The 19,819-nt window shown below is 45.8% G+C and carries 20 protein-coding genes; 9 read left to right on the forward strand and 11 right to left on the reverse strand.

Features of this window, described 5'->3' with window-relative positions; translation table 11 throughout:
* Positions 1–2: 2 nt before the first annotated feature.
* Positions 3–1,019, forward strand: coding sequence for a Gfo/Idh/MocA family protein (locus PHILAsVB114_RS02965; RefSeq protein ID WP_095697914.1), 1,017 nt, complete (start codon positions 3–5; stop codon positions 1,017–1,019).
* Complete coding sequence (locus tag PHILAsVB114_RS02970) at positions 1,012–2,175, forward strand: protoporphyrinogen/coproporphyrinogen oxidase (protein ID WP_095697915.1); 1,164 nt, start codon at positions 1,012–1,014, stop codon at positions 2,173–2,175. Before PHILAsVB114_RS02965 ends, PHILAsVB114_RS02970 begins: the two co-directional genes overlap by 8 nt.
* Here PHILAsVB114_RS02970 and PHILAsVB114_RS02975 read toward each other — a convergent pair.
* The 4 genes from PHILAsVB114_RS02975 to PHILAsVB114_RS02990 form a co-directional block, all read right to left on the reverse strand.
* Positions 2,164–3,051, reverse strand: coding sequence for a TIGR01777 family oxidoreductase (locus tag PHILAsVB114_RS02975; protein ID WP_095697916.1), 888 nt, complete (start codon positions 3,049–3,051; stop codon positions 2,164–2,166). The genes PHILAsVB114_RS02970 and PHILAsVB114_RS02975 overlap by 12 nt on opposite strands.
* Entirely contained in the window at positions 3,051–4,379 is a 1,329-nt protein-coding gene (sucB, locus tag PHILAsVB114_RS02980) for a 2-oxoglutarate dehydrogenase, E2 component, dihydrolipoamide succinyltransferase (protein WP_095697917.1), read from the reverse strand. Before sucB ends, PHILAsVB114_RS02975 begins: the two co-directional genes overlap by 1 nt.
* Positions 4,380–4,394: 15 nt before the next feature.
* Positions 4,395–5,762 (reverse strand): dihydrolipoyl dehydrogenase, encoded by a 1,368-nt coding sequence (gene lpdA / locus PHILAsVB114_RS02985; RefSeq protein ID WP_095697918.1) that lies wholly within the window; start codon positions 5,760–5,762, stop codon positions 4,395–4,397.
* Positions 5,763–5,839: 77 nt separating this feature from the next.
* On the reverse strand, positions 5,840–7,336 hold the full coding sequence (locus tag PHILAsVB114_RS02990; RefSeq protein ID WP_095697919.1) for a leucyl aminopeptidase: 1,497 nt from the start codon (positions 7,334–7,336) through the stop codon (positions 5,840–5,842).
* Positions 7,337–7,416: 80 nt separating this feature from the next.
* Between PHILAsVB114_RS02990 and gcvT the strand changes: the two genes are divergently transcribed.
* On the forward strand, positions 7,417–8,505 hold the full coding sequence (gene gcvT / locus PHILAsVB114_RS02995) for a glycine cleavage system aminomethyltransferase GcvT (protein ID WP_095697920.1): 1,089 nt from the start codon (positions 7,417–7,419) through the stop codon (positions 8,503–8,505).
* A 15-nt stretch (positions 8,506–8,520) separates the two neighbouring features.
* Here gcvT and PHILAsVB114_RS03000 read toward each other — a convergent pair whose 3' ends face one another.
* Positions 8,521–9,057, reverse strand: a complete 537-nt coding sequence (locus PHILAsVB114_RS03000) for a DUF3043 domain-containing protein (RefSeq protein WP_095697921.1) — start codon at positions 9,055–9,057, stop codon at positions 8,521–8,523.
* Positions 9,058–9,064: 7 nt separating this feature from the next.
* On the reverse strand, positions 9,065–10,222 hold the full coding sequence (gene nadA, locus PHILAsVB114_RS03005) for a quinolinate synthase NadA (protein ID WP_095697922.1): 1,158 nt from the start codon (positions 10,220–10,222) through the stop codon (positions 9,065–9,067).
* A 69-nt stretch (positions 10,223–10,291) separates the two neighbouring features.
* On the opposite strand from nadA, the gene PHILAsVB114_RS03010 reads away from it, so the two are divergent.
* On the forward strand, positions 10,292–10,639 hold the full coding sequence (locus PHILAsVB114_RS03010) for a HesB/IscA family protein (RefSeq protein ID WP_095697923.1): 348 nt from the start codon (positions 10,292–10,294) through the stop codon (positions 10,637–10,639).
* A gap of 25 nt (positions 10,640–10,664) precedes the next feature.
* On the forward strand, positions 10,665–11,642 hold the full coding sequence (locus PHILAsVB114_RS03015; protein ID WP_095697924.1) for a carbohydrate kinase family protein: 978 nt from the start codon (positions 10,665–10,667) through the stop codon (positions 11,640–11,642).
* Here PHILAsVB114_RS03015 and PHILAsVB114_RS03020 read toward each other — a convergent pair.
* Together PHILAsVB114_RS03020 and PHILAsVB114_RS03025 are read right to left on the reverse strand one after the other, a co-directional pair.
* On the reverse strand, positions 11,620–11,835 hold the full coding sequence (locus tag PHILAsVB114_RS03020) for a sulfurtransferase TusA family protein (protein ID WP_095697925.1): 216 nt from the start codon (positions 11,833–11,835) through the stop codon (positions 11,620–11,622). The two genes, PHILAsVB114_RS03015 and PHILAsVB114_RS03020, sit on opposite strands and share 23 nt — an antisense overlap.
* Positions 11,832–12,899 (reverse strand): aminotransferase class V-fold PLP-dependent enzyme, encoded by a 1,068-nt coding sequence (locus tag PHILAsVB114_RS03025; protein ID WP_095697926.1) that lies wholly within the window; start codon positions 12,897–12,899, stop codon positions 11,832–11,834. The genes PHILAsVB114_RS03020 and PHILAsVB114_RS03025 overlap by 4 nt, the downstream gene beginning before the upstream one ends.
* Positions 12,900–12,958: 59 nt before the next feature.
* Between PHILAsVB114_RS03025 and ctaC the strand changes: the two genes are divergently transcribed.
* From ctaC to PHILAsVB114_RS03045, 4 genes are read left to right on the forward strand one after another with little or no spacing between them, the layout of a single operon-like run.
* Entirely contained in the window at positions 12,959–13,711 is a 753-nt protein-coding gene (ctaC, locus tag PHILAsVB114_RS03030) for an aa3-type cytochrome oxidase subunit II (protein ID WP_095697927.1), read from the forward strand.
* Positions 13,708–15,366: an aa3-type cytochrome oxidase subunit I gene (gene ctaD / locus PHILAsVB114_RS03035; protein WP_095697928.1), complete on the forward strand. Its 1,659-nt coding sequence runs from the start codon at positions 13,708–13,710 to the stop codon at positions 15,364–15,366. Before ctaC ends, ctaD begins: the two co-directional genes overlap by 4 nt.
* A gap of 5 nt (positions 15,367–15,371) precedes the next feature.
* Positions 15,372–15,776, forward strand: coding sequence for a cytochrome c oxidase subunit 4 (locus tag PHILAsVB114_RS03040; protein ID WP_095697929.1), 405 nt, complete (start codon positions 15,372–15,374; stop codon positions 15,774–15,776).
* A 25-nt stretch (positions 15,777–15,801) separates the two neighbouring features.
* A complete protein-coding gene (locus PHILAsVB114_RS03045) occupies positions 15,802–16,443 on the forward strand; it encodes a UbiA family prenyltransferase (RefSeq protein WP_095697930.1) in 642 nt (213 codons plus the stop codon).
* On the opposite strand, the gene qcrB is transcribed toward PHILAsVB114_RS03045, so the two are convergent.
* The 3 genes from qcrB to qcrC are packed head-to-tail and all read right to left on the reverse strand — an operon-like array spanning position 16,440 to position 19,817.
* Positions 16,440–18,026, reverse strand: a complete 1,587-nt coding sequence (qcrB, locus tag PHILAsVB114_RS03050; protein ID WP_095697931.1) for a cytochrome bc1 complex cytochrome b subunit — start codon at positions 18,024–18,026, stop codon at positions 16,440–16,442. The two genes, PHILAsVB114_RS03045 and qcrB, sit on opposite strands and share 4 nt — an antisense overlap.
* A complete protein-coding gene (qcrA, locus tag PHILAsVB114_RS03055) occupies positions 18,023–19,018 on the reverse strand; it encodes a cytochrome bc1 complex Rieske iron-sulfur subunit (protein ID WP_095697932.1) in 996 nt (331 codons plus the stop codon). The genes qcrB and qcrA overlap by 4 nt, the downstream gene beginning before the upstream one ends.
* Positions 19,019–19,025: 7 nt before the next feature.
* Positions 19,026–19,817 carry a cytochrome bc1 complex diheme cytochrome c subunit gene (gene qcrC / locus PHILAsVB114_RS03060; protein WP_095697933.1) on the reverse strand — a complete coding sequence of 264 codons (792 nt, stop codon included), beginning with the start codon at positions 19,815–19,817 and terminating at the stop codon, positions 19,026–19,028.
* Positions 19,818–19,819: the final 2 nt, after the last annotated feature.

The raw sequence follows: 19,819 nt of genomic DNA on the forward strand, positions 1-19,819 counted from the left end.
CAATGAAACTTCGAGTCGGTATAGCAGGTTACGGACTAGCCGGCCGAAGTTTTCATGCTCCGATGCTGTCGGCAACTAACTTTGAAGTGGCAACGATTCTTACAAATAATGATGTGAGAAAGCGCCATGCAAAAGAAGATTACCCGCAATCAAAAATAGTAAATTCCATCCAAGAGCTATGCGATCATGGTGTTGATTTAATTGTTATCGCATCTGGCAATCAAGTTCACGCATCGCAAGCATTTGCCTCCATTAAGGCTGGAATCCCGGTCGTAGTTGATAAACCTATGGGCCGCGATCTAAATGAAACCAAAGAAATTCTGGAAGCAGCGAATTCTGCCAATGTTGCCATCACCACTTATTTCAATCGTAAATGGGACAGTGACACTCTCACACTAAAACGAGTGATTAGAGATGGCCATATTGGAAAAGTTCTGCGAATGGATTCACGATTTGAACGTTTTCGTCCGACGCTTAACCCGCAATCCTGGCGAGAAAATATCTCAGCAGCTGAAGGTGGCGGAATTTTGTTGGATTTGCAACCACATTTGATTTCAACTGCTATTGATTGCTTTGGACCTGCGCAGTTAAAAAGCGCACGAGTTCGAAGCGTTCGCGGTGGCGCAGACGATGATGCATTACTTGTTCTTGCACATGAAAGTGGGGTTGAATCAATTCTTTCGGCCAGCGCAGTTGTAGGGGCGCCAGGACCGAGAATGCGTGTGATTGGCAGTGAAGGTGCGTTGGTTATCCAAGAGTTAGATCCACAAGAGGATTTATTGCGTTCAGGAGTATTGCCACAAGATGGCAAATGGAATCAACCAACAGCCTCTGCGGCTTTTATTCATCGCGGAGAAAAAGTCGAAAAATTCGAAGCAGATAACGGCAACTATTGTGTTTTCTACTCATTGGTTCACGATGCAATTACAAATAAGACGCCAATGCCAATTTCGGCCAGAGAAATACTAGAAGTCGCACACATTATTGATCAGGCGCGCGAAATGAGTGTGCGTGCCTAAGAAGGTTATTGTTATTGGCGCTGGATTGGCTGGACTCAGTGCAGCGATTACATTACAAAATGAGGGCATACCGGTAACCGTTCTTGAAAGTAGTGATCGTCCTGGAGGGCGTGTCACGAGTGATCTAATTGATGGATTCATCTGCGACCGCGGGTTTCAACTTCTGAACATAAATTATCCGGAAATCAAAAGGCTAGGGATCGCAAAGGAAATCGATTTTGTTTCCGCTTCATCAGTTATTGAAGTGGCGCGCGATGACAGACGTATTCGAATTGGCGATCCACGAGTTGCATTTTTCTCGATATTTAGCCCAGAGACTGGTTCATTACTTGAAAAAATCCGCTTAGTTAAGTACTTAATCAAGCGAACTCGCGTGGCAAGCGTAGGCGAGGAGCTTAAAGTCAACGGCATAGGCAAAGTGTATGAACGAGTTCTGAGACCATTTCTTACCGGAGTATTTCTGGCAGATCCGTTATTAGTTAATGCAGAGTATGGACGCACTGCAATCGGGCACTTTGTCACTGGAAATTCTGGATTACCAGCTCAAGGTATTAAAGTTTTTTCAGAAGCACTTGCTGCGCGAGTTCAATCAATTGAGTATGGCGTTCAAGTCAACTCGATCAAGAATAACGTTGTTAAAACCTCCAAAGGAAAGTACGAAGCAGATGCAATCATCGTTGCAACAGATGCCACAACAGCGGCTCAATTGCTGGATCTAACGGTTGTTCCACAATTAGTCGGCTGCACGACCTGGTATCACAGCACCAATGAAAGTCCAACGCAGAGCAAATCTTTGATTATTGATAGTCAAAATCGAGGACCGCTAGTAAATACGATTGTTATTTCAAACATGCTTCCGAGTTATGCACCGGTGGGTAAGTCACTGATTTCTAGTACAAGTATTTTGCCAGCAACAGAATCAGAGGTTCGTAGACACTTATCGATTTTGTATGGAACCGATACGAGAAAATGGAAATTGGTTGCAAAGTATGAAATTCCAAGTGCATTGCCATTGGCTGGATTACAAAACCAGATGGCATCTAGTTTTCACGTAGAAGATTCGATTTATATTGCGGGGGATTACAGGAGCGCACCTTCACAAAATGGTGCGTTGTTATCTGGACGGCTAGCCGCCCTTTCTGTCCTAGTCGACTAGAGCTGCAAGCGCGGGAGCAATATGCGGATAATCGAAAACAAATCCGGCATCAAGTAGCGCCTGTGGCATAACTTTTTTAGAACCTAAAATCTCGGAGGAAAAACCACCTAGCGCTATTTTTAACGCAAAGGCGGGTGCGGGAAATAAAGCTGGTCTGTGTAGTGCGCGAGCAAGTCCGGCTGTAAATTCTTGATTTGTTACAGGGTTTGGTGATGTTAAATTAATTGGTCCTTCTATTTTATTTTCAAGGGCAAAAACAATGGCTCGAATTTGATCATGCAAAGTAATCCACGACCACCATTGTTTTCCATTTCCAAGTTTTCCACCTAAGCCAAAGCGAAAGAGCGGAAGCATTCGACCGAGTGCACCGCCAGTTGGATCAAGTACTAGCCCTGTACGAAGCTTCACGGTTCTTACTTCCTGAACCAAATCTGCAGCGCCTTCCCATTCACGGCATACCGCAGCAAGAAAGTCTTCACCGGCACGATCTGTTTCGATAACAGCGCGATTTCCTGTTTCGCCATACCAGCCAATTGCACTTGAACTGATAAACACTGATGGCTTAACAGCGTTTACCGCATTGGCAATCGCAGTCGTTCCCAAAAGTCTTGAATTTAGAATTTCACCCTTGTATTTTTTTGTCCAACGTTTATCTCCAACACCTGCGCCAGCTAAGTGAATAATGGCGTCAACACCTGCGAGTGCTTCTAGGTCTACTACACCAGAGCGCGGATCCCACGTAATTTCTTCGGCTGAACGACTTGGTCTACGAACTAATTTTTGAACTGTGTAACCCTCAGATTTGAGATGACCAACAAGTGCGGTACCAATCATTCCGGATGCTCCGGTGATTGCAACGCGTTGCATTGTTGGCATTAGAGACCGAGGTCCGATTCAAATGCACCGTGTTCCAGACGCTCTTTAAGTGTTACCAAGAATCTAGCAGCATCTGCACCATCTACAACGCGGTGATCGTATGAAAGTCCCAAATAAACCATTGAGCGAATAGCAATTGTTTCGCCACCATCTTCACCGCGAACAACCATTGGTCGTTTCACAATTGCGCCAAGACCGAGAATGGCAACTTGTGGTTGGTTAATGATTGGCGTATCAAATAGCGCTCCACGGCTTCCGGTATTTGTTAGCGTAAATGTTCCGCCACCGAGTTCATCGGGTGAAACTTTATTATCGCGAGTGCGCGCAGCTAGATCAGAAATCTTGCGAGCGATGCCGCCCATGTTTAAATCTCCAGCGCTATGAATAACTGGAACTAATAAACCGCGTTCTGTGTCGACGGCGATTCCGAGGTGTTCTGCGCCGTGATAAGTAATTTGATCGCCTTCGACGGATGAATTGAGTACTGGGTGCACTTTCAATGCTTCGCAGACAGCAACTGCAAAGAATGGAAGGAATGTCAGCTTGACACCTTCGCGAGCTTCAAAAGAAGCCTTCGCGCGATCACGCAAACGCGCAATCTTGGTTACATCAACTTCAATAACAGTTGTTAGTTGTGCACTTACTTGTAAAGACTCAACCATTCGAGCTGCGATTACTTTACGAAGACGCGACATCGTTACGGTGGTTCCGCGCAACGGTGATGCTGCAACTGGCGCTAAAGATTGTGGTGAAGATTGTGCAGCAGGTGTGCTCTGAATTACAGATGGTTTAGCAGCTGCCTGGACATCTTCTTTTCGGATTCGTCCGCCAACACCGCTACCTTGAATTGCAGACAGGTTAACTCCAAGCTCTGTTGCTAACTTTCTAACAATTGGAGTGACATATGCATCAGGATCTGTGGCAACTGGGGCTGTAGGTGGTGTAACTACAACAGGTGGAGCCGTAACAACTGGTGGAGCCGTAACAACAGGTGGAGCCGCAACAACTGGCGCGGCAGGTGGTGCAACTACAACAGGTGGAGCCGCAACAACTGGTTCAGCAACAACTGGCGCTGCCACAGGCGCTGCTGCGCCATCTGCAATAACTGCGAGTTCTGCGCCAACTGCAACTGTTTGGTCAACGCCAACTACAATTTTTTGAAGTGTTCCTGCAACGGGAGATGGAATTTCAGTATCGACTTTGTCGGTTGAAACTTCTAGCAACGGTTCGTCAACAGCAACGTGATCGCCTTCGGCTTTTAGCCAGCGTGTGACTGTTCCTTCTGTCACGCTCTCGCCAAGTGCTGGCATCGTTACTGAAAATGTCATTGTTTTCTCCCTAGATTATCCGTGAGCATGAAGCGGTTTACCTGCAAGTGCCATGTGTGCTTCTCCCATGGCTTCTGACAGTGTTGGGTGTGCATGAATAAGTGGTGCAACATCTGCGGCGCTTGCTTCCCAGTTAAAAATTAATTGGGCTTCAGCGAGTAATTCTCCAACTCGAGAACCAACCATATGAATACCAAGCACTGGACCATTTTTTTGTGAAACCAATTTAACCGAACCTGCTGTGCGCAAAATTTGAGCCTTGCCATTTCCTGCCAAGTCGTAATTTAATTCAACAACATCGTAGCCACGCTCTTTTGCAAGAGCTGTTGTTAGACCAACGGATGCAACTTCTGGCTCAGAGTATGTAACACGGGGGACACCATCGTAATTAATTGGACGAGGATTAAGTCCGGCAATCTCTTCGGCAACCAGAATTCCTTCACCAAATCCAACGTGAGCTAGTTGCAGAGTCGGAATTAAGTCACCGACTGCCCAAACTCCTGGCACATTTGTGCGGCACTTATCGTCAACTAGTACGTAGCCTCGGTCCATCGAAATACCTTGCTCTTCATATCCAAGGTTTGCAGAAACTGGTCCGCGACCCACACTGACCAGTAATACGTCAGCACTGAAAGTTTTGCCATCTTCCAGCGTTACGGTCACGGTCTCACCGTTAACGGAGGCAGATGCAAAGCGAACACCAAGTTCAAAATTAATGCCACGTTTTCTAAATGCGCGTTCGAGCAGCTTGCTAGAAGATTCATCTTCGAGTGCAACCAGGTGAGGTAGGCCTTCGATAATTGTTACTTCAGAGCCAAATGATTTCCACACCGATGCAAATTCGCAACCAATTACGCCGCCGCCAAGGACGATCACACTCTTTGGAACGTATTCCAACTTTGTCGCATGATCTGATGTAATAATTCTTGTGCCATCGATTTCAAGCCCAGGCAAAGTTTTCGCATACGAACCTGTTGCAAGTACAACGTTTTTTCCTGTGTACTTTTCGCCATTAACTTCGACGGTGTCCTTAGAAATTAAACGACCGTGACCTTCGATGTATGTAATATTTCTTGACTTAACAAGACCTTGTAATCCTTTATGTAATCGAGCGATTACGCCATCTTTATACGAGTTAACTGCAGGCATATCCATTGAAAGGAATTGCGCGTTCACACCAAAGTGGTTGGCATCGCGCGCGCCATCTGCAATTTCACCTGAGTGCAATAAAGCTTTTGTTGGGATGCAGCCACGGTGTAAACACGTTCCACCAAGTTTGTCGGCTTCGATCAGTGCTACGGATAGACCTAGTTGTGCGCTACGAAGGGCGCATGCATATCCGCCACTTCCACCGCCAAGGATTACTAGATCGAATTGAGCCACTGCCTAAACCTCCTACGATCCTGAGATGAACTAGGACTACTTTCGCCCGTGTCCTATCTTGCCAGCCTTCGGGCTAGTTACCGAATTATTGAATTCTCGACCAAGCGCAGAAGTGTGCGCAGTGCCACACCAGTGCCGCCAACAGGGGTGTATCCGTGGGCGCCAGATTCGTTATAGGCAGGACCTGCAATATCGAGGTGCAACCATGGAACTTCTGGCTTAACGAAATCTTTTAAGAACAATCCTGCAACTAACATCCCGCCCATACGTTCACCGATGTTCGCTAAATCGGCAACAGGTGAATCAAGTGATGCGCGCAATTCTTGAGGAAGTGGCATTGGCCAAAATGCTTCACCGCTATCTGTGGCAGCAGACAGTAACTGCGCACTGAAAGCTTCATTATTTGTCATCACCGCACTGGTTCGGGTTCCAAGTGCCACCACTTGCGCGCCAGTTAGCGTTGCAACATCTACGAGACCATCTAATGATTTAGTTTCTTGAGCCTTCACAAGTGCATCAGCCAAAACAAGTCGGCCTTCTGCATCAGGGTTTAGAACTTCAACAGTTTTACCGCCATAAATTGTGATGACATCACTCGGACGAGTGGCGTTATCGCTGACCATATTTTCAGCCAAGGGTGCCCATGCTTCTATTGACACCGGCAATTTCAGTGAGGCAATTGCAAGTATCGCACCGCATACTGCAGCAGCTCCACTCATGTCAGATTTCATTGCTTCCATACCGGCTGCAGGTTTTAGCGCTAATCCGCCAGTATCAAATGTGATTCCTTTACCCACGAATGCAAACTTTCGTAGAGATTTTTCTGGTGTGTATGTGATGTGAAGCAGACGTGGTGGATTTGCTGAACCTTGTCCAACACCAATGATTCCACCATAGCCACCACTTTTTAATTGCTTCTCATTGAGAACACTTACTTTAAGTCCGGCCGAGGCGCCGCCTGCGGATTTAACAACGGCTGCAATCTTCTTCGTAAAAGTATCTGGAGTCAGATGCGATGGGGGAGTGTTGATTAAATCTCGAACTAAATGTGTGTACTTGGCAATTATTTGTGCTCGCTTAAGTGCGTTCTTTGCTTCAATTTTTTTAGAAAATTTGGAGTGAATCGCGATCTTTGCCAGCGGTAATTTTCTCTCTGATTTTGTTGAGCCGCGGAATTCATCAAAGGCATAGGCGCCAAGGGCCGCACCTTCTGCAATCGCTGCAACGGCTTCAATATTCGCAGTTGGAAGTGCAAAAGTGGCTTCATCACTTCCGGCTAAAGCACGCGCTGCAGCTCCTGCCGCGCGACGAAGAGTTTCATGGGCATACACTTTTTGCATCTGACCTAAACCAGTAAAGACGATTAACTTTGTTCGGGTGCCAGGTATTTTGATGATTTCATCATGTTTACCAGTTGCTCCCAGTTCTTTGAGTTGAGCGAGCAATGTGCGTGTGTCCAGAGTCAGAGTGCCAGATTCAATGGTTAACGCTGATGCTTTATTTGGATTAAACGAAAGCCCGACGACGATGACTCCGCCAGTTACAGCGCCATCGGTAAGTGCCAACGTGGACATGTAGCTCCCTCTTAAAATCCGCAAGGCGCACAGGTTATCGGTTGTAGGAACTTTTGTTGCAGTGGGAGTAGGTTGTGAATGTGAAAAATTCTCCTCTCCACCAAAAACACCTGGATCGCCAAGCCAAGATGGCAGATTTCGGTGGATGGCTTATGCCCATTGAATATCCAGCCACTGGAGTACTTGCCGAACACGCAGCAGTCCGAGAACGAGTAGGTCTTTTTGATGTTTCACACTTAGGTAAAGCAAGTGTCAAAGGAAGCGGATCAGTAGATTTCCTCAACGCAATTCTTACCAATGACCTTGATCGAATATCTGATGGCATGGCTCAATACACGATGTTGTGCAATACCGAGGGCGGCGTCATTGATGATCTGATTGCCTACAGAAATTCATCCGATGATGTCTTTCTTGTTCCCAACGCATCGAATACATCAGATGTGGTTGCGGCTCTGCAAGCACAGGTAACACCCGGCATCACGATTACAAACTTACATTCAGAGTATGCGGTACTGGCACTACAAGGTCCGGCCACCCCGGAAGTTTTAACATCCCTAGGTGTAGCTTCCTCCATTGATTACATGAGTTTTACTAAGGTAAAGATTGCCCAATGCGATGTAATTTTATGTCGTACCGGATATACAGGTGAATTTGGATTCGAGTTATTGCCATTGTGGAAAGATGCTGAAAAAGTTTGGGACGCACTTGTTGCCGCAATCGCTGCCTTTGATGGAGTTGTGTGTGGTCTCGGTGCTCGCGATACCTTGAGAACTGAAATGGGATACCCACTGCATGGTCACGAGCTCTCACTTGATATCACTCCGGTTCAAGCACACGCATCATGGGCGGTGGGATGGAAGAAAGAGAAGTTTTCAGGCGATTCAATCTTGCGAAGTGAGCGCACAAATGGTTCACGCAGATTTTTATATGGCCTGAAATCTCTGGATCGAGGTATTCCTCGCGCAGGTATGAAAGTTAAAGATTCAGATGGTATTGAAATTGGTGAAGTTACCTCAGGAACATTTTCACCCACATTAAAAAATGGAATTGCCTTGGCTCTATTGGATTCTTCGGTATCACTTGGAACAGTTGTAGTAATCGACGTGCGAGGGCGGCAATCACAAGCAGAAGTAGTTAATCTTCCCTTTGTTCAATCCCACGTTAAGTAAGCCTTAAATAGCTAGTTAGAAACTTTCTCCAGGTTTAACTTGTGGGTGTGGAGTACGTAGACGCCTCATTTGAGTTGAACGCAGCCAGCCGTAGAGACCCAAACCCTTTGTTGGTGAATCTGGAAAGCGGCTACGAATTTCTTTCTTAATTTTGCGAGAGAGAAAAACACCATCAATGGCTGCAGTTAAGAGAACCGCATACATCAGAGCAATCGCACCGTATTGAAGAGCTGGTACTGGGAATACTGAAAGCAAGAGAACAACAAAAATAATTGGTAAGAAATATTCACCAATAGATCTACGTGCATCAACAAGATTTCTCACATAGCGGCGGGCAGGTCCACGATCTCGCAAAGGCATGGCACTTTCTTCACCGCGTAAATATGCCGCCCGTGATGCATTGCGAGAAGCACGACTCTGTTCGCGTGCGCGCTTTTTCTCTTCCTTAGTAGATGCCGGAGCAAGGGATGAAACTATTCGCTTTGATTGCGCTTCTTTGCGCTTAGGAGTTGGTCGACCCTTTTTTGAAGATGCATCTGAAGTATTAGACATGAGAGAACTATAGAGCGAGCATTCTTTCTAAGGCGAGTTTTGAATATTTGGCCACTTCAGGGGCCACCCGAATTTGGTTAACTACCGTGCCAGATACGAGGGACTCCATTGCCCACACCAAATGTGGCAAGTCAATGCGATTCATGGTTGAGCAGTAGCAGATGTCTTTATCCAGAAAGTAAATTTCTTTATCTGGATTATTCTGGGAAATGCGTTGAACCAAATTGAGTTCTGTGCCAATAGCCCACTTCGAACCAGCAGGGGATTGTTCAACTATTTTGATGATTTTTTCAGTCGAGCCAACACGATCGGCTGCTTGGACAACTTCATGTGTGCACTCAGGATGAACCAGAATCTGAACTCCTGGAACGCGAGTTCGAATCTCATTGACACTATCGATTGAAAAGCGGCCATGAACTGAACAGTGTCCTCGCCACAAAATTACTTTAGCTTTCTTAATTTGTTCTTCTGTCAGTCCACCCAGTGGTTTCCATGGATTCCAAAGAACGCAATCTTGCAGTGATAAACCAAGAGAGAGAACGGCGGTGTTTCTGCCTAAGTGCTGATCGGGTAAAAAGAGAATTTTTGAGCCTTGTGTAAATGCCCACTTCATTGCAGCTTCAGCATTAGATGATGTGCAGATTGTTCCACCATGTTCGCCGGTAAAAGATTTAATCGCAGCAGATGAATTCATGTATGTCACGGGAATTACTTCTTGGGCCAGGCCAATACTTGAAAGTTCATCCCAACATTTAGTGACTTGATTCGCAGTAGCCATATCTGCCATGGAACAACCAGCCGCAAGATCGGGAAGAATCACTTTTTGTTTATCAGAAGTGAGAATGTCGGCACTTTCTGCCATGAAGTGAACTCCGCAAAAAATGATGTTTTCCACACCGCTTGCCTTGGCTGCTTCTTGCGCTAACTTAAATGAATCTCCTGTGATATCGGCAAATTCAATAACTTCATTTCGTTGATAATGATGACCGAGAACCAAGACACTTGAACCGAGTGCTTTTCGAGCAGCTCTAGCACGAGCAACTAATTGCGGATCACTGGCGTCAGGTAATTGGCCATCGCATGAAACGCCGCGTTCGCTGGCTAGATCGCTGCCTTGTCCAAGTAGTAATAGGTCACTTAGATTCACAGGTGCATTCTCTCTCATAATCTGTGTCCATGTCGCGCAGAATCCATGAGGTTGCTAGGCTTAGCCAGTACTCGAAAGGGAGAGAACATGAGCACAGAGACAAGCACTACAACAGGAATTCTTCTATCCGATAACGCAGCAGCAAAGGTCGCTGCATTGTTGGCACAAGAAGGTCGCGATGATCTTAATCTTCGCGTTGCGGTACAGCCTGGTGGTTGCTCTGGCCTGAAGTATCAACTCTATTTCGATGATCGCAATCTCGAAGGCGACGTTGTTCGCGAATTCGGAAACGTTAAAGTAATTACAGACAAAATGAGTGACCCTTATTTATCTGGCGCGACTATTGATTTCGTGGACACAATTGAGAAGCAAGGCTTCACAATTGATAATCCAAATGCCCAGGGCTCATGCGCCTGTGGCGATTCTTTTAACTAAGCCAACACCTAACTAGTATCACGCCATGCGAATTGGTGTAGCTGGCTCTGTCGGTCTTGATCACTTAATGACCTTCTCCGGAAAATTCACCGATTCCCTTGTTGCAGGTTCCCTTGAAAAAGTCTCTCTCTCTTTTCTAGTCGATGATCTCGATGTGCGACGTGGGGGATGTGCTGCCAACATTTGTTTTGGTATGGGAATGCTTGGGCTAAAACCAATTTTGATTGCTGCAGTTGGCAAAGATTGGGCAGATTACGACGCCTGGCTATCGCGACATGGCGTAGATACCGGACACGTGTTGATCTCCAAAGAACTTTTCACAGCGCACTTTATGGTGACAACAGATACCGAACTCAACCAGATTGCCTCCTTTTTTCCTGGCGCAATGAGTGAAGCGCGAAATATTGAGTTAGCCCCAATTATGGAAAAAACCGGCGAACTTGATTTGATTGTTATTTCACCAGATGATCCTGAAGCGATGATGCGCCACAGTGAAGTGGCAAAGGCGCGCGGTATTGCAATTGCTGCGGATCCATCACAACAAATGGCTCGCATGGAGGGTCATGAGATAAAAACTTTGATTGATGGCGCTGCATATTTGTTCATGAATGAGTATGAATTAGCGCTGGCAATTCAAAAAACTGGTTGGAGTGATGCTGAAATTTTATCTCGCGTGAAATATCGCGTAATCACACAGGGGTCAAAGGGCGCACGAATTGAAACCAAAGGCGGCGAGCTCATCAAGATTGCGTGTCCAAAAGAGAATGCCAAATTAGATCCAACGGGTGTGGGTGATTCATTTAGATCAGGTTTTATTGCTGGCCTTGCATGGGGACTTTCTCATGAAAGATGTTTACAACTTGGGGCGATGCTTGCAACCTATGTCATCGAAACCAAAGGCACGCAGGAGTATCGATTTACTTCTGAACAATTTAGCGAACGTTTCAAGCAAGCTTATGGTGATAGCGCGGCAGCAGAAATCAGCGCTCACTTAGCTTCGTAATTACAAACAAGTCTTTGGATTTTTTATCAAATACATTGCCAGTCATTCGAGACCATGCCACTAAATCAGGTTCTGTCGCAGGGTCATCTGAATGCAACATCACTTGATCCCCAGCTTGCATGAAAGTAACTTCTTTACTTAATTCGATAATTGGTTGAGGGCACCGCAATCCTCGGGCATCTATTTCTTTCATGCTCTCGATCGATTCACGTTACTCACAACGCTATTGATTAAGCCATCAATGTCATCTTGCGTAGTGCCAGGGTGAATCGTTATGCGGATATTGCCGTGCGTGAGCACGCCCATGGCAGCTAACACATGGCTTGGTTGCAAATCATCTGCCGTGCACGCTGAACCTGAATCCACGCTATATCCATCGTTTTGGATTGTGCGAAGTAACTCTTCACCGTTGCAATTGAGAAATGAAACGCTGAGCATGTGAGCCAGACTTGAATCAAGTGATCCAGCGATATCTGCATCTGCTACTTGCGAAAATGCACTTCTTAGATCTTGATTAAATTTGCGAGCCTGTGTGTTTGCATTGGCAACCTCTGAATGGAAATTTTCGAGCGCAACGGCGCTGGCTAGAAGCAAGGGGAGTGAAACATCAAAATTGGGGTGAGCAGCATTGAGATGGGGAAGTGGATTGCTCCACTGGGAAGGTTTTTTTACAATCAAAATTCCCAATTCGGCTGGACCATACCAAGACTTACTATCCAAAAGCGCTGTTGAAAATTGATCAGGCAGTGGCACGCGAATTCCACTCGTTGTTGCATCAAGAAAGATTCGCTCAGATTGAGTACTTGCGATAATCCCATCGCACTCTTGAATCACACCGGTTTCGGCATTAGCAATGTGTAAAGCAAGCACTGACTCTTTGACTGCAGTATTTGCAGGGATGAGTTTTCCATTCAGGGAACTTTTTATCACTTGGTTTGAAAGTTTCGCTGCGATAGCGAAGACATCTTTTCGATCCGTGGCACCATGAATCAAAGTTGAAGACTCTGTAAGTAGGCCTTGTATGCCCAAGAAGTAACCAAGGGAGGTGGGCGATACGGGAACAAGTGAATCAACCCCAACTGATAGAGATGTTGCTATTGATTCAAGGGCGTTATTTTTTAATTGACGAGCCTTCGTGCTGGGTTGAGAAAGCTTTGCCGGATCGGCCCATCCGCTCTCAAAGGCAGCGTGAAGCACATCAAAAGCCTTTGGATGAAGAGGGCTCTCACTCTGGAAGTTTCCTGTGACACGTACCACCGGATGAACGCTACTGGCAGGTGAGGCCGTTTTGGAAATGCCCCACTATTCTTAAGCCTATGTCCGCACGCAACAAGCGCTCCTTATTCCTAGTATGGATAGCGCTACCAGCCACATTGCTTCTTACTGGTTGCTCGAAGGTTTCTGGACTTGGATTTGAAGAAGGAGTCACCAGTGTTAACGATGAATCCTTATCACTGTGGCAAGGCGCATGGATTGCAGCCGGTGTAGTTGGCGTAATCACTTTCATTTTAATCATATGGCCAGCGATATTTCATCGCCTAAAAAAAGATTCACCTGAGTTTCCAAAGCAATCTCAATACAACATACCTGTTGAAATTCTTTACACCGTAATCCCATTTATTATCGTTGCAGTGCTCTTTGTTTATACGTTGCAAGCACAAAATGTCATTACTGCAAAGACAACTGGCCCTGCCCATGAAATATCGGTTGAAGGTTTTCAGTGGTCTTGGCAATTTGGGTATTCAGAAGCGGGACCTGATGCTGTTGTAACCGGCACGCCCGCACAACCGCCGACGCTGTATTTGCCACAGGGTGAAAAAATTCGATTTACCATTACTTCTAATGACGTAGTCCATGGGTTTTGGATTCCAGCTTTCATGATTCAGATGCAAAATCTGCCCGGAGTAACAAATAAATTAGAATTTACGGCAAAAAAATTAGGAACCTACCCGGGACGATGCAACATTTTGTGCGGCCGCAACCACACACAGATGCTCTTTAGTGTAAAAGTTGTTACCCCGGCAGAATATGAGAGTTACTTAGAGTCTCTGAAGGAGAACTTAGTATGACAACTTATGCCCAGCGTCCAGCCGTGAAATTACCGACAGAGGGTTTAAAGCCAACGCGTAAAGGACATGCATTCGTTAAGTGGGTAACAACAACTGATCACAAGCGCATTGGTTACATGTATCTGATCACAACCTTTGCATGGTTTCTTATCGCTGGATTTTTAGCTCTGCTACTACGTTCTGAATTAGCACGACCAGGATTGCAATTTTTAAGCAATGAGCAGTACAACCAAATCTTTACGATGCACGGCACCATTATGTTGTTATTGTTTGCAACGCCACTCTTTGTTGGGTTTGCAAACGTGATTATGCCGCTGCAAATAGGCGCAGCAGACGTGGCATTTCCTCGTTTGAATATGCTTTCGTATTGGCTCTATCTTTTCTCTGGAATTATGGTTTTTGCAGGATTCTTAACTCCTGGTGGCGCAGCATCCTTTGGTTGGACTGCTTATGCACCACTTTCTAGTTCGGAGTATTCACCAGGAATCGGTGCCGATCTATGGATTGTCGGACTTGCAGTAGGCGGTATCGGAACAATTTTGGGCGCGGTTAACTTCATCACCACAATTTTTACAATGCGCGCTCCGGGTATGACGATGTTTCGGATGTCTATTTTTTCTTGGAACGTTTTGCTCACTTCTATTTTGGTATTACTGGCATTTCCTCCTTTAGCTGTGGCGTTCCTAGGACTTGAATCTGATCGTCTTTATGGCACACATCTTTTTGATCCGGCCAATGGTGGCGCAATGCTCTGGCAGCATCTTTTCTGGTTCTTTGGTCACCCAGAGGTTTACATCTTGGCTCTTCCGTTCTTTGGAATTGCAACAGAAATTTTGCCAGTATTTAGTCGCAAACCAATCTTTGGTTACAAAGGGTTAATTGCTGCAACAATTGCTATTGCTGCATTGTCTGTCTCTGTCTGGGCTCACCATATGTTTGCAAGTGGGCAGGTATTACTCCCATTCTTCTCATTCATGACTTTCCTAATTGGCGTTCCAACCGGTGTGAAATTCTTTAACTGGATCGGAACAATGTGGCGTGGCCACGTTACCTTTGAAACACCAATGCTTTGGGTAATGGGATTTCTCGTAACATTCTTATTCGGAGGCTTAACAGGAATTATCTTGGCTTCACCACCGCTTGATTTTGCGGTTTCAGCCTCTTACTTCGTGGTTGCGCACTTCCATTACGTTCTATTTGGAACAGTGGTCTTTGCAATGTTTGCTGGCTTCTACTTCTGGTGGCCAAAGATGACTGGACGCATGCTCAATGAGCGTCTAGGAAAGATTCACTTCTGGACACTCTTCTTTGGCTTTCACCTAACGTTTTTAATCCAGCACTGGCTCGGCATCAAGGGTTTCCCACGTCGCTACGCAGATTATTTACCGACTGATGGATTTACCTTTATGAATACGGTTTCAACGGTTGGCTCGTTCTTATTAGCTCTTTCAATGATTCCGTTCTTCATCAACGTCTGGATCACACGCAAGAGTCCGATGGTCAACGTTGATGATCCTTGGGGTTATGGATCCTCCCTTGAATGGGCAACATCTTGTCCGCCACCGCGCCATAACTTCACTTCCATGCCTCGTATTTCTAGTGAGCGCCCTGCTTTTGATCTGCACTATCCACACATCAAAACAGAAGGGCACTAAGTTTTATGAAAACTAACTGGATGCTCTTTGTTGGTCTATCTATTTTTTACTTCTTCATCACCATTGTTTATTGGCAAGTAGATGGAGAAGCCCTCGGCATTACTGGTTTGCTTCTTTCGGCTTGCTTGGCTGGCATGGTGGGTTTTTATGTTTGGTTTACCCAAAAAAGAATTGGAAAGTTACTTCCAGAAGATAATACCGAAGCTGAAATTGCAGATGGTGCGGGCGAACTAGGTTTCTTTAGCCCACATTCATGGTGGCCTCTTCCAACAGGAATGTCAGCGGTTGCAACAGGCCTTGGGCTCATCATCGGTTGGTGGTTCACACTTATCGCTATAAGCGCGTTGGTTATCTGCGTAATCGGTTGGGTTACCGAGTACGAAAAGCCTTTATCTTCAACACAGCACTAAATTATTTCCTAAGCGGCAAATACTGATGAATAAAGTTCGCGGGCTTTTACAAGCATCTCACTTCATACCCACTCTCATCGTTTCGAGTATTGCCTTTGCCTTCGGGGTTCATTACTGGTGGGAAGGCCCTGCATATGTCATAGCCTTTACAGTCTTTACAGGTCAATTAGTAGTTGGCTGGAGCAATGATCTCTATGACTTTGCAGATGATCAACGCCATGGCCGCATGAATAAGCCGCTTGTCTCTGGATTGATTTCAAAAGAGTATTTACGTAATTGGCTGATTTTTATGGTGCCGTTTTCTTTCATTGCAAATTTGTTGGGGCCTTTAGGTTTTAAGGGCGGACTTCTTTATTGGCTAGGTATTGGTTGCGGAGTCGCCTATAACTTTTATTTTAAATTTAATATCTTCTCACCGTTGCCATTTGCAGTGGCTTTTGCAGCGCTACCCTCTTGCATAGCAATCTCTAAATCAGTGACCCCTCCTACGTGGATGTGGCTAGGTGGGGCGATTCTGGGATGCGCAGCCCACTTTGTTAACGTGATTAAAGATATGGATCAAGATCGCGAAAGTGCGATTAAAGGACTGCCTCAGCGAATAGGAAAACGAGCTTCTATTGCAGTTGCTGCAGCTTTAGTACTAATAGCCGTAGTGATTATTTTTTAGTGGTTTTCGATCTCTTTGAGATCTTGCGCCGATACCTTTGGTGCGACTTCAGCGTTAGCAGCGCTCATACGTGAGCGAATCTTGTTGCGAAGTGCATCTGTGCGGCGCACTCCAGCCTTATCAATTTCTGGCAATTCCAAAGGTCCGCTTTGTTCATGGGATGTAAGAAGCCACTTCTTTTCAGGAGTTAACTCTTCATGAATTTCAACGAATTCACCATGAGGAAGTCTTACTAAGCGTCCAGTCTCTTTGCCATGTAGAACTAATTCGCGGTCAGAGCGTTGTAGAGAAATACAGATTCTCTTTGTGATGACAAATGCGATTGGTGGAAGAACGATAATACCGATGCGGCTAAACCACATGATTTGGTTAATGCTCAATTCAAATTGTTGAGCGATGATGTCGTTTCCACCATTGATCAGAGCGACTAACGTGAAGGTAAGAGCCATTGCGCCAATTGCAGTGCGATTAGGCGCATTACGAGGACGATCAAGTAGGTGATGCTCGCGCTTATCTCCAGTTATCCAGCTTTCGATAAAGGGATAGAGCGCCAAACCAGTAAACATCAGACCAGGAACGATTAGTCCTGGAATAAGAATGTTCCATGAAATGGTGTAACCAAATAAGTAACTTTCCAGTGGGGGAGCCATGCGAACTAATCCATCAAGCCATCCCATATACCAATCGGGTTGCGAACCGGCTGAAATTTGTCCAGGTGTATATGGACCGTATAACCACACCGGGTTAATCGATGCAACCGCTGCAATAAATGCTGTTACACCAAAGACAACGAAGAAGAATCCGCCAGCCTTAGCCATGTAGACAGGAAATAGTGGATAGCCAACAACGTTTTTCTCGGTGCGCCCTGGTCCTGGATATTGCGTGTGCTTTTGGTACCAGACCAACATTAAGTGCACTGTGATCAGCGCTAAGAAAATACCTGGAAGCAAAAGAACGTGGACGGTAAATATTCGAGGAATAAATGCTTCTCCTGGGAATGCTCCGCCAAATGCGAAGAATGCTAAGTAGGTACCAACGACAGGGATAGCTTGAATAATCGCCTCTGCTATTCGAATTCCTGTGCCAGAGAGTAAGTCATCTGGAAGTGAGTAACCAAGGAAGCCTTCAACAATTCCAAGTGTTAGAAGGCCGACACCGATAATCCAGTTAAATTCACGTGGCTTGCGAAATGCTCCAGTGAAATACACGCGAAGTAAGTGAACAACGATTGCCACCATAAAGAACAGCGCCGCCCAGTGGTGAATTTGGCGCATGAGCAATCCGCCACGAACCTCAAAGGAAATATGAAGCGTTGATGCGTATGCCGCAGACATTTTTATTCCAGAAAGTGGTTGATAGGAACCTTCGTAAACAACTTCACGCTGGGAAGGGTCAAACCAAAATGTTAGAAATGTTCCGGAGAGCAACAAAATAATAAATGAGTAGAGCGCAATTTCACCGAGTAAGAATGACCAGTGATCAGGAAAGACCTTATTAAGGTTTTTCTTCATCCACGCTGCGGCGCCTGTTCGCTCATCTACATAGTTAGCGACATTGCCTGCAATGCGTTCACGTGCGGTCATGATGAGCGCTCCCAAAAACTAGGTCCGACTGGTTCATCAAATGGTTGTTTTGCAACAAGGTAACCCTCTGAATCTAGGGCTAATGCTAATTGAGGTAGTGGTCTGGCCGCAGGTCCAAATAAGACCTTTGCTGCGCGCGTCACATCAAAAGTGGATTGATGGCATGGGCAGAGCAGGTGTTTTGTCTGTTGCTCGTAGAGAGCTACTGCGCATCCCATGTGAGAACAAATCTTTGAAAAAGCGATGATTCCTTCATGAGTCCAGGAGAGTCGTTCGGCATCCAAATTAAACTCTTCAGGACGCAGGCGAATAAGTAGAACGGCATCCTTTGCGATATCACTTAATACTCGATGATCTTGGCCAGGCAGCATCGCGGGCAAGACTTGCGCAACAGCGCCAACTTCTAAATCTTCAGGTTTGATCGGACGCTCACCTGGATCAGTAACTAAACGAGTGCCAGCTTTCCAACTTGTTTTTGTGAGTGAATCACCAGGTAGCGGACCTAAGTCGCGCAATAGAAGTAATGGAGATAAACCTACTAAGCCAAGTGATAGTCCTAATGAGCGCTTAATTAATGAACGTCGGCCAAGTCCTGCAGCAGCCGCACCCTCTTTAGCAGTTTTCACTAATGCACTGCGATCTTCTTCAGTTGAGCGAAATTCGTGACGCTGCACAGTAACTTCTTGATCTGGCATCAAAGTTTTAGCCCAATGAATTGCGCCAATACCAATGAAGAATAGAGAGAAAGCTAAGCCCAGTCCTAAAAACAATTGATGAGCATTGGTGCTTCCCATGACTGGTAGAAAGACAAAAATGTCATCTGGGATTGCAACGTATGAAACTATGAAAAGAAGTGTTCCAAATGCGGATAACAAAAATAATATGGCAACTTGGCGCTCTGCTTGATTGGCAGCAACTGGATCTACATCTGCCTTGCGATGAACGTGAGGCGGGATTCCAGGATCTTGGATCGCTTCGATTTCGTGTGCCATGTTTTCCTTATCTCGCCTTCATTGCAAGCCAGACTGCAACGCCAATTAACATTCCAATACCAAGTGTCCACACCAACAGACCTTCAGTTACTGGACCGACTCGACCAAGAGATGCACCACCAAGTGCTGGTTCTGCCTCTGCAAATTTGATCCACTTGATGATTGATAACTTCTCTTCAGGAGTAATAGTTTTATCTGAGAAAACGGGCATTGATTGCGGACCAGTAATCATCGCTTCATAAATATGCACAGGCTCAACGCCCATAACTGTTGGAGCGTATTTTCCTTGAGTCAGAGCACCACCCTGACCAGCAAAGTTATGGCACATCGCGCAGTTGTTTCTAAATAATTCGCCACCCTCGGCAACGCTTCCGTCTCGTTCGTAATTGAGTAATTCATCTCCTGGGATTTCTGGACCAGGTGCAAGGGATGCAACGTATGCGGCAAGTGCTGCTACTTCTTCCGGGGAATACACCGGATCTTTACGCATTGCTTGTGTGCTCATATCTGCCATCGGCATGCGACCTGTTGCTACTTGGAAATCAACAGATGCGGCGCCGACGCCAATGAGAGAGGGAGCAATGGCGCCACCTTCAGCATTTAATCCATGACAAGAAGAGCAGCCCTTAAGAAAGATCTCTTTACCTTCTTCGATCATTGCAGAACGTGCTAATACCAATTCAGATTTACTTGGTGTTGCACTTGCTACGGAAAAAGTTGTACCAATTGATAGAAGTGCAAGAACAAGAAGCATCGGTGCGGCAGCACGGTGTCTGCGGTATCTAGATAGTCGCTTCACAA

The sequence above is a fragment of the Candidatus Planktophila limnetica genome, from assembly GCF_002288365.1.
GTDB classification, from domain to species: domain Bacteria; phylum Actinomycetota; class Actinomycetes; order Nanopelagicales; family Nanopelagicaceae; genus Planktophila; species Planktophila limnetica.